Source organism: Sphingomonas sp. P4_D12 (genome assembly GCF_056401895.1).
This window is the reverse complement of sequence record NZ_JBFUIL010000005.1, coordinates 250089-261826: the sequence shown is the minus strand read 5'-3', so window position 1 is coordinate 261826 and position 11738 is coordinate 250089. Positions and strand designations below refer to the sequence as shown.

The 11738-nt window shown below is 64.3% G+C and carries 13 protein-coding genes and 1 tRNA gene; 3 read left to right on the top strand and 11 right to left on the bottom strand.

Annotation, left to right across the window (positions count from 1 at the left end):
* Window positions 1-6 precede the first annotated feature (6 nt).
* The 9 genes from AC1DSD_RS11390 to AC1DSD_RS11350 all read right to left on the bottom strand — a co-directional run bounded on the left by AC1DSD_RS11390 (window position 7) and on the right by AC1DSD_RS11350 (window position 8603).
* Entirely contained in the window at window positions 7-609 is a 603-nt protein-coding gene (locus AC1DSD_RS11390) for a retropepsin-like aspartic protease family protein (RefSeq protein ID WP_478030130.1), read from the bottom strand.
* Entirely contained in the window at window positions 606-1376 is a 771-nt protein-coding gene (locus AC1DSD_RS11385; RefSeq protein WP_478030129.1) for an MBL fold metallo-hydrolase, read from the bottom strand. The genes AC1DSD_RS11390 and AC1DSD_RS11385 overlap by 4 nt, the downstream gene beginning before the upstream one ends.
* Window positions 1373-2152, bottom strand: coding sequence for a TatD family hydrolase (locus tag AC1DSD_RS11380; RefSeq protein ID WP_478030128.1), 780 nt, complete (start codon window positions 2150-2152; stop codon window positions 1373-1375). Before AC1DSD_RS11380 ends, AC1DSD_RS11385 begins: the two co-directional genes overlap by 4 nt.
* Complete coding sequence (gene metG / locus AC1DSD_RS11375; RefSeq protein ID WP_478030127.1) at window positions 2149-3690, bottom strand: methionine--tRNA ligase; 1542 nt, start codon at window positions 3688-3690, stop codon at window positions 2149-2151. Before metG ends, AC1DSD_RS11380 begins: the two co-directional genes overlap by 4 nt.
* An 82-nt stretch (window positions 3691-3772) precedes the next feature.
* Window positions 3773-4735: a DNA polymerase III subunit delta' gene (locus AC1DSD_RS11370; protein ID WP_478030126.1), complete on the bottom strand. Its 963-nt coding sequence runs from the start codon at window positions 4733-4735 to the stop codon at window positions 3773-3775.
* Window positions 4732-5361, bottom strand: a complete 630-nt coding sequence (gene tmk, locus AC1DSD_RS11365; RefSeq protein ID WP_478030125.1) for a dTMP kinase — start codon at window positions 5359-5361, stop codon at window positions 4732-4734. The genes AC1DSD_RS11370 and tmk overlap by 4 nt, the downstream gene beginning before the upstream one ends.
* A gap of 7 nt (window positions 5362-5368) precedes the next feature.
* Window positions 5369-6526 (bottom strand): D-alanyl-D-alanine carboxypeptidase family protein, encoded by a 1158-nt coding sequence (locus AC1DSD_RS11360; RefSeq protein WP_478030471.1) that lies wholly within the window; start codon window positions 6524-6526, stop codon window positions 5369-5371.
* Between the two features lie 54 nt (window positions 6527-6580).
* Window positions 6581-7564 (bottom strand): septal ring lytic transglycosylase RlpA family protein, encoded by a 984-nt coding sequence (locus AC1DSD_RS11355; protein WP_478030124.1) that lies wholly within the window; start codon window positions 7562-7564, stop codon window positions 6581-6583.
* Window positions 7551-8603 carry a lytic murein transglycosylase gene (locus AC1DSD_RS11350; protein ID WP_478030470.1) on the bottom strand — a complete coding sequence of 351 codons (1053 nt, stop codon included), beginning with the start codon at window positions 8601-8603 and terminating at the stop codon, window positions 7551-7553. Before AC1DSD_RS11350 ends, AC1DSD_RS11355 begins: the two co-directional genes overlap by 14 nt.
* 95 nt (window positions 8604-8698) lie before the next feature.
* On the opposite strand from AC1DSD_RS11350, the gene AC1DSD_RS11345 reads away from it, so the two are divergent.
* A tRNA-Ser gene (locus AC1DSD_RS11345) sits at window positions 8699-8788 on the top strand.
* Between the two features lie 23 nt (window positions 8789-8811).
* Here the strand turns inward: AC1DSD_RS11345 and AC1DSD_RS11340 are convergent.
* On the bottom strand, window positions 8812-9600 hold the full coding sequence (locus AC1DSD_RS11340) for an SDR family oxidoreductase (protein WP_478030123.1): 789 nt from the start codon (window positions 9598-9600) through the stop codon (window positions 8812-8814).
* Window positions 9597-9926 (bottom strand): nuclear transport factor 2 family protein, encoded by a 330-nt coding sequence (locus AC1DSD_RS11335; RefSeq protein WP_478030122.1) that lies wholly within the window; start codon window positions 9924-9926, stop codon window positions 9597-9599. The genes AC1DSD_RS11340 and AC1DSD_RS11335 overlap by 4 nt, the downstream gene beginning before the upstream one ends.
* A gap of 96 nt (window positions 9927-10022) precedes the next feature.
* Between AC1DSD_RS11335 and AC1DSD_RS11330 the strand changes: the two genes are divergently transcribed.
* Window positions 10023-10916 carry a LysR family transcriptional regulator gene (locus AC1DSD_RS11330; protein ID WP_478030468.1) on the top strand — a complete coding sequence of 298 codons (894 nt, stop codon included), beginning with the start codon at window positions 10023-10025 and terminating at the stop codon, window positions 10914-10916.
* A 302-nt stretch (window positions 10917-11218) separates the two neighbouring features.
* On the top strand, window positions 11219-11659 hold the full coding sequence (locus AC1DSD_RS11325; RefSeq protein WP_478030121.1) for a nuclear transport factor 2 family protein: 441 nt from the start codon (window positions 11219-11221) through the stop codon (window positions 11657-11659).
* The last annotated feature ends 79 nt before the right edge of the window (window positions 11660-11738 follow it).

Genomic DNA, 11738 nt, shown 5'->3' with positions numbered 1-11738 from the left:
TAAAACTCACTTGGGGTTTGGGGTGAGGATCAGCGTCTTCCCCTCAACCCGCCAGGATTTGAGCCGCGACAGGAAATTCATCCCAAGCACGTCCTGATCGCCGAATTCGGGCGCGACGATCGTCGGCAAGTCAGTCGCGGTGATGCCGCCGACCTTGAGCGTCGCGATCGTCGCCGATTTGCCGGTCACCGTTCCGTTGGCGGTCGACACGACCGCTGGCGGTGCCATGCCGTCGAGATCGATCTTGGCATTCGCGGCGGTCGTCGTGGACAGCGCGGTCACCGTCGCGCCGCTGTCGACAAGCATGACGCGCTCGACACCGTTGATCGTCGCGCGCGCCCAGAAATGGCCGTCATCCGCCATCGGAATGCGGACCTCGCTGCCGACCACCGACTGATCGGGCCCGTAGAATAGCGTCCGCGTGCCGGAGATCAGCCATTGGTTCTGATTGACGATTGCCACCACGACCAGGCCGGTGGCGAAGATTCCGATCCAGGCAAGCGTCATGACGGCAACGCGGCCCAGGGGCATGCGGCGCGCGAACAGCGCCGATAGCGGCAGCACGAGCAGCAGCACGTAGAAAATCACGTTCCCAGTCGTATCACTCATCGCGCCACCTCGAATTCGAGCCCGTCATACGCTGGTTCGACGCCGTTCGGGAGTTCGGCGAGCAAGGTCGCATAGTCCATCGATTGATCGAGATGCGTCAGCGCGGCCCGTTTCGGGCGAAGCTCCTCGATCCAGGCGAGCGCTTCGGCCAGATGCGGATGGCTGGGGTGCGGATGACGTCGCAATGCGTCGACGATCCACATGTCGAGATCTTGATACAGGCTGCGCATGCCGTCGGTCATGACATTGAAATCGGTAGCATATCCGATCGCGCCACCGTCGGCCTCGAAGCGCAGGCCGGCCGAACTGATCGTGCCGTGCGGCTGATCGGTGATCGCAATCGACACGTCGCCGATGATCAGGCGATCAGGCAACGGCTCGAGCGTCACGGTCGCAGGATACCCATCGCGGCCGGCAAAGACATAGCCGAAGCGCTCGGTCAGCACCGCGCCCGTCGCCGGCCGCGCCAGGCCGCGCACCGGCCGCCCGGCGGCGTGGAACAACTGGCGCAGATCGTCGATGCCGTGCGTGTGGTCGGCATGATCGTGCGTCCAGATGACCGCATCGACGCGATCGACGTTCGCCGACAGCAATTGCTCGCGCAGATCGGGCCCGGTATCGACCAGGATGCACGTCGTCGCGGTCTCGACCAAAATAGATACGCGGCGGCGGCGATTCCTGGGCTCGGTGGGATCGCACGCACCCCAGTCATTGCCGATCCGCGGCACCCCCGACGACGTGCCCGAACCGAGGACCCGGACCTTCACGCCAGCGTCTTGGCAAACAGACGGTGGAAATTGGCGCGCGTTGCATCGGCCAGCTCGTCGGCGTCCTCGCCGCGCAATTGCGCCAGGAAGCGACAGGTATCGGCGACAAAAGCGGGCTCGCCAGTCTTGCCGCGATGCGGCACGGGGGCGAGGAACGGCGCGTCGGTTTCGATCAGCAAGCGCTCGCGCGGCAGCCTCGCTGCCGTCTCCTGCAGGTCCTTGGCGTTCTTGAACGTCACGATGCCCGAAATGGAGATATAAAAGCCAAGTTCCAATGCCTTGCCGGCGAAATCGCCGCTCGCGGTAAAGCAATGGATGACGCCGGGATAGGCCCCCTGCTCCATTTCCTCGGCCAGGATCCGCGCGGTATCGTCCTCGGCGTCGCGGGTATGGACGACCAGCGGCAATTGGGTTTCGCGGCACGCGGCGATGTGCGCGCGAAAACTGGCGCGCTGGCGCTCGCGATCCGAATGGTCGTAATAATAATCGAGCCCGCTCTCGCCGATCCCGACGACGCGCGGATGCGCCGCCCGCTCGATCAGCTTGGCCGTGTCGACATCGGGGTGCTGGTCGGCCTCATGCGGGTGGACGCCGATCGTTGCCCAGACGTCCGGCTCGCGCTCGGCGACGGCGATGACGTCATCCCATTCGCGCTCGCGAGTCGAGATGTTGAGCATCGCCACCACGCCGCTGTCGCGCGCACGCTGCAGGACGTCGCCCTGGTGCTCGGCCAGGCCCTTGTAATTGAGGTGGCAATGGCTGTCGGCGAGCTTCATGCCGCGTCCGCCGCCATTTCGAGCCGCGGAAACACGCCGCTTGGCGTCGGCAGGGCGGTGCCTGCCTCGATCGGCCGATTGAGCGCGTCGAAATTGCGGACATCCGCGCCCTGCCCCAGCAGATCGAGCAATTTGTCGGCGCTTTCCGGGATCGCCCAGCGCGCCATGATCGCGATCCGCCGCACCGCTTCAGCGGCGTAATAAAGGATCGTGTCGGCGCGCGCGGGATCGGTCTTGCGCACGCTCCACGGCGCCTGATCGGCGAAATATTGGTTGGCGTCGCGCGCGGCCGACCAGATCGCCTCCAGCGCGGTATGGATCGCCAACTCGCCCATCGCGGCGTGCATGCCGGCTTCTGCCGCTTTCACGCTCTCGACCAGCGCTTCCTCGGCCGCTGTCGCATTGCCCGGTTCGGGCACGCGTCCGTCGCAATTCTTGGCGATGATCGACAGGCCGCGTTGCGCGAGATTGCCGAGATTGTTAGCAAGGTCGGCGTTGCAGCGCGTGACGATCGCTTCTTCCGAATAGCTGCCGTCCTGGCCGAAGCTGACTTCGCGCAACAGGAAATAGCGCAACGGATCGACCCCGAACCGGTCGGCGAGCTCGATCGGGTCGGTCACATTGCCGACGCTCTTCGACATCTTCTCCCCGCGATTGAGCAGGAAACCGTGGCCGAACACCTGTTTGGGCAAAGCGATGTTCGCGCTCATCAGGAAGGCTGGCCAGTAAATAGTATGAAATCTAACGATATCCTTACCGATCAGATGCAGATCGGCGGGCCAGTATTTTCCTAGCAGTCCGTCCAGATCGGGATAGCCGATCCCGGTCAGATAGTTGGTCAAGGCGTCGACCCAGACGTACATGACATGGCCGTCGCTGCCCGGCACCTTGACGCCCCAGTCGAAGCTGGTGCGCGAGACGGACAAATCGGACAGCCCGCCCGACACGAAGGCGATCATCTCGTTGCGCCGAGCGTCGGGCTGAATGAAGTTCGGATTGGCCGTGTAGAGGTCGAGCAACGGTTGCTGATATTTGCTCAGCCGGAAGAACCACGTCTCCTCCGCGGTCCATTCGACCGGCGTTCCCTGTGGTGAGAGCTTTTCGCCCCCTTCCCCCTCGACCAGTTCCTTCTCGTCGTAAAACGCCTCGTCGCGGACCGAATACCAACCCTCATAGCGATCGAGATACAGGTCGCCGGCGGCCGCCATGGCTTCCCAGATCGCCCGGCTGGCGGCGTGATGATCCGCTTCGACGGTTCGGATGAAGCGATCATAGGATATGTTAAGGCGATCATCCATCGCCTTGAAATATCCGGACATTTCGTCGGCGAGCGCCCGCGTTTCGACGCCGCGGTCGCGCGCGGTCTGGACCATCTTCAGGCCGTGTTCGTCGGTACCGGTCTGAAAGCGGACGTCTCGTCCTGCCTGGCGATGATAGCGCGCGATCGCATCGGCGGCGATTGCTTCGTAAGCATGGCCGATATGCGGGCGGCCATTGGGATAGCTGATAGCGGTCGTGATATAATAGGGTTCGGCCATGCCCTGCCCTCTAGTGCAGGTCCCGCGCGGATGGAACCTCCCTCCCCTAAACCTTCTCCCCCAAGAAGAAGGTTTGAGAGCCTCAGCGCGTCGCCAGCCGAGCGACGAGTCCGGCCATCTCGAACACCGTCCCTTGCGCGTCCAGTGAGAGACCAAGCGCACTTGCCGAAAGATTGCGTGCCGCATCGTGCGCATCGAGCGCGGTCCGCAGCGCTTCACCCGAGCGCGTACGGGCCGCCGCTGCGATGAAGCTCGGAGCCCGCTCGAGAAACGCTTCATAACGTTCCTGCGCCGCCTTGAGCGACAGCGCGCGAGCAAGTTCGGCGCGGACGGCATTACTGGCGTCCCCCTGCGCCAGCTCCTCCAGCGCCTTGTCCAGCCCGGAAATGTCGAGGCCGGCCATCGCCAAAGCGCGTGCCGGCGACCCCTGCCCCACCCGAATCAGCTCGTCGATCTCGTTCGACGCGACACCGGCATCGACCAGCGCGGCACGCATTTCCGCATCGTCTAGCGCCTCAAACCGAAGCATTCGGCAGCGCGAGCGGATCGTCGGCAGCAAGCGACCGGGCGCGTGGCTCACCAGCAGGAACACCGTACCGGCGGGCGGTTCCTCGAGATTCTTGAGCAAGGCGTTCGACGCGCCGGGTCGTTCGAGATCGTCGGCGGTATCGATCACCACCACGCGGCGATCCGAATAGGTCGCCTTCACGCCGAGAAAATGGTCGAGTTCGCGGACCTGGTCGACGCGGATCGACCGCGCCAATCCCTGTTCCGGCTTCTTCTCGTCGCGTGGCAATCGTTGCAGCAGCTTGAGATCGGGATGCGATCCGGCATCGATCAATTGCTGCGTGCGGTCGCCGGGCGGAATCTCGAAATCGTCCGGCTGCCCAGGTCCGGCCAGCAGACGCCGCGCGGCGAGCATCGCGAACCGTGCTTTGCCGACGCCTTCGGGCCCGGCGAAGATCCAGCCGTGATGCAGCGATCCGCTATCGATCGCAGCGGAAAAAGCCTGCCGCGCCGCAAGGTTACCATAGAGTGACGTCATGGTAGCAGGTCGGCGACCGCCTCGATCACGCCGGCCGCTACCGTGTCCACGTCGCCCCCCGCGTCGATCAACCGTACGCGATCTGGTTCGGCCGCTGCAAATCGTCGGAACGCCGCCGCAACGTCGTCATGAAACGCCCGTCCGCGCGCCGCGAAGCGATCGGCCGCCGCCCCGTCGCGCGCCGCGGCGCGTTCCGCCCCGATCTCCGGCGGAACCTCGAGCACCAGGGTGCGATCGGGCAATAGTCCGCGCGATCCGAAGGCATGGAGCGCGAGCACCGCCGCATCGTCGATGCCGCCTGCCACGCCCTGATAAGCGCGCGACGAATCGATGAAGCGATCGCTGATCACCCAGGTGCCGATACCGAGCGCCGGCTGGATTACCTTTTCGACATGGTCGGCGCGCGCCGCTGCGAACAGCAACGCCTCGGTATGTGAGCTCCAGCGCTTGACCTCGCCCTGCATCAGCAACTCGCGGATCGCTTCCCCGCCTTCGCTGCCGCCCGGCTCGCGCGTGACGATGACGTCGAGGCCTCGCGCGCGCAGTTCGTCGGCGAGGCGGCGGACCTGGGTCGACTTGCCCGCGCCCTCGCCGCCCTCGATCGAGAGGAACTTGCCGCGCGCCATGTGTGCGTCAGCCGCCGAACAACTGCATCAACCCGGTCCAGGCGCGGCCGAAGAACCCGGCCTGGCCGACATCCTTGTCGGCGACCAGCGGGAAGCGCTGATCGGGCATGCCAGGCGAGGTCACGACCAGGTCGGCGACATGGTCGCCCGCCTTGATCGGCGCCTTGAGCGGGCCGTCATAGACGACCTTGGCATTGGTGTTGGGGGTAGTGCCCGACGGCACCGTCATCGCCAGATTGTCCGCCGCGACCAGCCCGACGCTGCTCGACGATCCCAATTGGACCTCGGCAGTGGCGATCTGCTTGCCCTTGGCGACGATCGGATGCGACTGCCAGGCGCGGAAGCCCCAGTTCATGAACTTGACCGATTCTTCCTTGCGCTGGTTGAAGCCAGTAAACCCGGCAACCACCATCACCAGACGACGGCCGTTCTGGATCGCGGATCCGACGAAGCTGTAGCCGGCTTCCTCGGTATGGCCGGTCTTGAGCCCATCGGCGCCGGCAACGACGCCGAGCAACGGATCGCGATTGGCCTGATCGATCGCCGAGCCGTTCATCTGGGTGCCCCAGGTGAAATTCGGCAGCGCATAATAGCGTTTGTAGAGATCCGGGAAGTCGCGGATCGTCGCCTCGGCCAGCTTGGCGAGGTCGCGCGCCGTCACATAGGTCACGCCATTGTCCGGCCAGCCGTTCGACGTGCCGAAATGGCTGTTGGTCAGGCCGAGTTTCTTGGCCGCCTCGTTCATCCGGTCGGTGAATGCCGGTTCGGTGCCGGAGACACCTTCCGCCAGCACGACGCAGGCATCGTTGCCCGACAAGGTGACGATGCCCTTGAGCAGATTGTCGACGCTGACGCTCTCATCGGCCTTCAGGAACATGGTCGATCCCTGGCTGTGCCACTTCTTCCAGGTTTCCGGGCTCATCGTGAATTGCTGGTCGGCCTTGATTTGCCCCTTCTTGAGCATGTCGAACACGACATAGACCGTCATCATCTTCGCCAGCGACGCCGGCGGCATGCGGTGATCGATGTCCTTGGCGTAGAGCACCGCGTCGGACGACAGGTCGACCATATAGGCGACGGGCGCCGGGGTATCGAAGGTCGGCGCGGCGGCAGTGGCCGGCATGGCGGCCAGGACCAGAGCGGACGCTGCGCTCAGGTGGATCATCTTGGGCATAAAGGTCATGGTGACAACAGTCCGTACGCTAAAGCAGGGGTAAGATCAGTCCTGGCGGACCACACGAGCATCGCCATAGCCCCGCGCCGCTGCCGCGTCACGTGCCTCGCTGGCCTGATTTTTCGTTGAATAGGGTCCCATCCGCACGCGCCATAGCGAGCCGGCGGGCACAGCCTGTCCGCCCAGGCTTTTGGCGAGCGCTGTGGCACGCGGTTGGCTCGAAAAGGCTGCCACCTGAACGTAGAATCCACCGGCGATCGGGGCGGCCGGAATCGGCTTCCTGACCGGCGGCTTGGCCGCTTGGGGTTCGGGTGGGATACGGACAAGCGGTGGGCGCGGCTGGATCTTCGGTGGCCCAGCGACGGGAGCCGGAGCGCCAGTCAGCCGCTGGCGGAGCCCGGAGAGCAACGACGGCGGCGTATCCAGCCGCGGCACCCCGGGCTCGCCCGCGCGCAGCGCTGCGAGGTCGGACGGGCTGGCAGTGACCGCGCGGATGCGTACAGCCTCACGTCCGGTAATGCCCAGCGTCCGCGCCGCACCTTGTGAGAGATCGATCAGCAAATTGCTCTGGCGCGGCCCGCGATCGTTGATCTGGACCAGGATCGTGCGCCCCGTGTCGAGCGCGGTCACTTCGGCATAGGAACCGAGCGGCAACGTGCGATGCGCCGCGGTGAAGCCCTTGGGATCGAACGGAACGCCCGATGCTGTGCGCCCGCCGGCCAGCTCGTCGCCGTACCAGGTGGCATAGCCGACTTCATCGTAGCGAGACTCGCCGCGTCCCGACGTGGCACGGGGGCCATCCGATGATGGCGGCCCGGCATCGGCTTCGTCGGCGGAGAGCGGTGTCGGCTGCGCCGCCGCTTGTGGAACAGATGGTGGATAGGTCTGTGGATAACCGCCCTGCGGCACATTGCCATAGGCCGGATCGGGCAGGCGCGGTCCGTCGCCAGACCCACCGCTCCCCACGCACCCCATCAGGACCAGGCATGCCCCAAGTCCGGTCCCGAACGCCCCTTTATTCAACCGCATCCGCCAGCAGCCCCACGCTCAACGCATAAAAATTCGAACAATTGTAATCGAGGATGACCCGGTAATTGCCGGTCAGCAGATAGGCCGTTTTGCCCGGCCCGTCCGGCTCGATCAGCGTCGCCTGCACGTTGGCCGCCGGCCATGCCTTGGATTGCGGCACGATTCCCAGCGCGCGCCATTCGGCGATCGATCGCCAGCCGCTTTGTCGAGCGAACACTTTGGGGCAGCGCGGCGAGATCAGCTTGTTGGTGACACCCGAGCGATCGAAGGTCGCCGGTACCGAGACGGCAAGGCCCCAAGGCTGCCCGCGTCGCCAGCCGGCATTGTAGAAATAATTGCCGATCGAGGCGAGCGTATCGGCGTCGCTGTTCCAGATGTCGGCGCGGCCATCGCCGTCGCCATCGCGCGCCATGCGCAGATAGACCGACGGCAGGAATTGCGGCCCGCCCATCGCGCCCGCCCAGCTGCCGATAAGTTGGCTGCGCGCGACACCGCGATCGACCATCTTCATCGAGGCGATCAATTCGCCTTCGAACAGCGAGCGGCGACGGCCGTCATAGGCCAGGGTCGCCAAGGCGCGCGGCAGGTCGAAATTGCCCATGATCCGACCGTAATTGGTCTCATGCCCCCAGATCGCGACCATGATCGATTCGGGAACCCCGGTTTGGGTCTCGATGCTGCGCAGATGCGCACGTTCGGCGAGGTACTTCGCCCTGCCCTGCCCGATTCGGGCGGCATCGACATGGCTGCGCAAATAAGGCGCGAAAGGCGGCGACGCGCTATTGGTCGGGTTGGCCGGATTGCCTCCCGGCTGGGCATGGTCGAGATCGATCACGCGTTGATTGAAAGTGAGCCCGGCCAGCACCGAATCGACGCTCGACGGCTTCACTCCCTGGGCAATCGCGTGGCCGCGCACGCTTTGCAGATAGGCCTGAAACGCCGCATCGTCCTGTGCGTTCGCCGACCCTGTCGCCAGCCACAACCCGGCGGCCAGCGTGATCGCCGCCGCCATTCGCCCCATCATACCCCGTCCGCGCATCGGCAGACCGTGCCACAGCGCGCCGCAAAGGTGAAATCCCATCGTCGCACGACTTGCACAAATCGCCGCCCTTGCGCAAAGCGCTGCTCGCGCGCGGAGAGGTGGCCGAGTGGTTTAAGGCAGCGGTCTTGAAAACCGCCGTGGGTTAACGCCCACCGTGGGTTCGAATCCCACCCTCTCCGCCATACATCGCCGTGGGGCGATGACCTCAGACGGTCGGGACGGTCCCGCCGTCGATGACGAATTCCGAGCCGTGGATCGCGGCGGCGCGATCGGAAGCCAGGTAGGCGATGAGGTCGGCGACCTCGTGGGGGTCGGCCGGACGTCCGATCGAGATGCCACCCAAGCTGTCGAGGACGACTTGCCGCGCCTCCTCGATCGTGCCGCCATTGGCAGCCTGCAATCGCTTCAGCAGGTTCACGGACGACTCGGTCATGATCCAGCCGGGGGAGACGACATTGACCCGCACGCCCTTGGGACCAAGCTCCTTTGACACCGACTTGCTGTAGGTCCTGAGTGCCGCCTTGGCAGCGGCGTAGGCCGTAGTGGCCTCCGGCAGCGGAAGGACCGACTGGATGGAAGTCACATGCACAACTACACCGCTGCCGCGCTCGATCATCTGCGGGATCAGGAGACGATCGAGACGAACGGTCGCCAGGAGGTTCAGGTTCAGTTCGGACAGCCAGTGGTCGTCCGTCAGGGCCGCGAAGCCGCCGCCCGGTGTCGACGATCCGCCGATCACATGAGCCAGAATGTCGATCCCGCCCAGGCGTTCTAGCGCCGCTTTGGCCAGCATCTCCCCGCCCTCGGCGGTTGTGAGGTCCGCCTGGACGAATTCGACGCCGTCGATGGGCTCCAGAGGCCCGCGGGCGGCAGTGATCACTCGGGCTCCGCCAGCCAGAAAGCGATCGACGGTGGCGCGGCCCAAGCCCTTGGTGCCGCCGCTGATGAGCACGCGCTTTCCCGCGAACTCGATGGGATCAGCCTTGACGCTCATGCCGTGATCTCCAAGGCCTTGATGGCGTCGTTTTCGAGCGTGAAACGATAGGTGAAGCGAATGGGGCTGCCCTTGAAATCGCCATGGGCAGGGCCTTCGACGACGGCCTGGCCATCCTCATAGCGAACGGCATCCGGCGTGAAGATCGCCTGGACGGGGATCACCGCCTCCTCGAACAGGGTCCGCAGTTCGGCGTGGCCCTCATAACGGCCTCCGTTGTCCAGGACGACAGCATCGGCGGCGAAGGGGTTCAGCATGCCGTCCACATCGAGCCGGGCGTTCGCCTCGACATAGTCGGCTATGGGCTTGGGTAGTTCGATCGGCATCGCTCGGCTCCTTGACGTGACAAGGACAATTTAGCGATAGACATCATTCCCGATAACGGGGCTAAACCGGCATGTGGCGTTGCGGAAAGCGGGACAATCTTGAAGCATGGTCTGATCGAATTTGATGCTGTTCTCGCCATTGCGCGGCGCGGATCGTTCCGTGCTGCCGCACTGGACCTTGGCCTGTCGACAACCGCGCTGAGCAACGCCATTGGCAAGCTGGAACGCCAGCTCGGCGTCCGACTGTTCAACCGCACGACCCGCAGTGTCTCCCTGACGGACGCTGGACGGAACTTCGTCGATCAGGTCGGGCCTGCCATAAAGACCCTTCACGATGCGATGGGGGCCGCCCGCTCGCAGCAGGAAACCCCGTCCGGAATCCTTCGGATCAACGCATTCGCAACAGGAGCGCGGGAAGTTCTTGGTCCGCTTCTGCTGGAGTTCTTGCGTCGCTATCCCCAGGTCCATATCGATCTCGTCACCGAGGGACGGATCGTGGATATCGTTGCCGACGGGTTCGACCTTGGCCTGAGAAGCGCCGACCTTGTGCCGAGCGACATGATTGCGATTCCTGTCGGTCCGCCCCGCAGCTTCGCTGTGGTTGCAACGCCCGCCTATTTCAAAGCCAACGGCAAGCCCCGCGTGCCTCCCGACCTTCTGCGCCATTCATGTCTTCGCATCCGGTTGCCCAATGGCGCGCTGCATCACTGGCAATTCGAGAAGGACGGTCAGCCGGTTCAGATCGACGTTCAAGGTCCCATCACGCTGGACGAGGCCAGCCTCGCGCGCATCACTGTTCTCGATCACGTCGGCATCGGCTACTTCATGGAATCCGATGTGCGCGAGGACATTGAGGCAGGGCGTCTCGTTCGGGTCCTGGAAGACTGGACGCCGCCGCTAGCACCCTTGTGTCTCTACTATCCTAGCAGACGAAATCCCTCGGCCGCGTTCAAGGCGTTGATCGGCATGGCGCGTGGCCTTGCTGGATGACGGTTTGCTCGGCGACTGGCTTTGTCGAGAACGATCATTTAGCGATCGCTGCGCAACGACCGAGTTTGGGCGGAAGACGCCGTTTGCTATCGTAGCGCCACAGCGCAGGTGTAGCGCTCATCTTCATCGGGCGTGGCCCGCCAGCGCCGCAGTTTGATGTCAAGAAGCCGCGCCTAGCCGCCCGCGCGCGAACTGCACCCATGTTTGGATGCGGCTTCCCGCAATCTCTGGTAGCTAATCCGCTTGGCCTTTGGGGAGCGCCAGCGATGTCGATAGGATCAAGAGCTATTCCGCGCACAATCTTGCTGGCCGCCATGGCCCCGGTAACGATGGCGGCAGCAATAAAGGATACCGGTTCCGCATCGCGTCTGACGCCAGCCGCGGCGGTTGCAGGCCATTGTGCGGCGTGGAACACAACAGACAGCACGAAACGAGATATCCTGCTGAGGCGAGTATTTGCCCGCGACGGCGTTTATAGCGATCCTACGCCGACCTATGTCACCGGCCGCGCCGCCTTGAGCGATGAAATCGGGAGGTTTCAGCGGCAGTATCCAGGCGCGAGGTTCCGGTGCAGCGCTCCGCAAATCCATCACCGCACCATGCGCGTAACCTGGTTGCTGCTCGAACCCAACGGCAAGAAGCCAACGCAGGGGATGGATTTCTACGAGCTCGCACCAGACGGCCTTATCCGTCGCGTTACGGGTTTCTTCGGGCCGCCTCCGGTGCTGGATGCGAGCCGGTGAACGTTGCGAACTTCACGGCACTTTGGCTCTTGGAAAGAATACCAACGATAGCTCGATAGGGCATCCGTCCCCCCTGCAA

Coding starts and splice junctions, on each gene's coding strand:
- AC1DSD_RS11355 (WP_478030124.1), bottom strand. CDS start 7,564: ATGCGGTTGAATAAAGGGGCGTTCGGGACCGGACTTGGGGCATGCCTG.
- AC1DSD_RS11340 (WP_478030123.1), bottom strand. CDS start 9,600: ATGAGCGTCAAGGCTGATCCCATCGAGTTCGCGGGAAAGCGCGTGCTC.
- AC1DSD_RS11370 (WP_478030126.1), bottom strand. CDS start 4,735: ATGACGTCACTCTATGGTAACCTTGCGGCGCGGCAGGCTTTTTCCGCT.
- AC1DSD_RS11360 (WP_478030471.1), bottom strand. CDS start 6,526: ATGATCCACCTGAGCGCAGCGTCCGCTCTGGTCCTGGCCGCCATGCCG.
- metG (WP_478030127.1), bottom strand. CDS start 3,690: ATGGCCGAACCCTATTATATCACGACCGCTATCAGCTATCCCAATGGC.
- AC1DSD_RS11335 (WP_478030122.1), bottom strand. CDS start 9,926: ATGCCGATCGAACTACCCAAGCCCATAGCCGACTATGTCGAGGCGAAC.
- AC1DSD_RS11380 (WP_478030128.1), bottom strand. CDS start 2,152: ATGAAGCTCGCCGACAGCCATTGCCACCTCAATTACAAGGGCCTGGCC.
- AC1DSD_RS11350 (WP_478030470.1), bottom strand. CDS start 8,603: ATGCGCGGACGGGGTATGATGGGGCGAATGGCGGCGGCGATCACGCTG.
- tmk (WP_478030125.1), bottom strand. CDS start 5,361: ATGGCGCGCGGCAAGTTCCTCTCGATCGAGGGCGGCGAGGGCGCGGGC.
- AC1DSD_RS11390 (WP_478030130.1), bottom strand. CDS start 609: ATGAGTGATACGACTGGGAACGTGATTTTCTACGTGCTGCTGCTCGTG.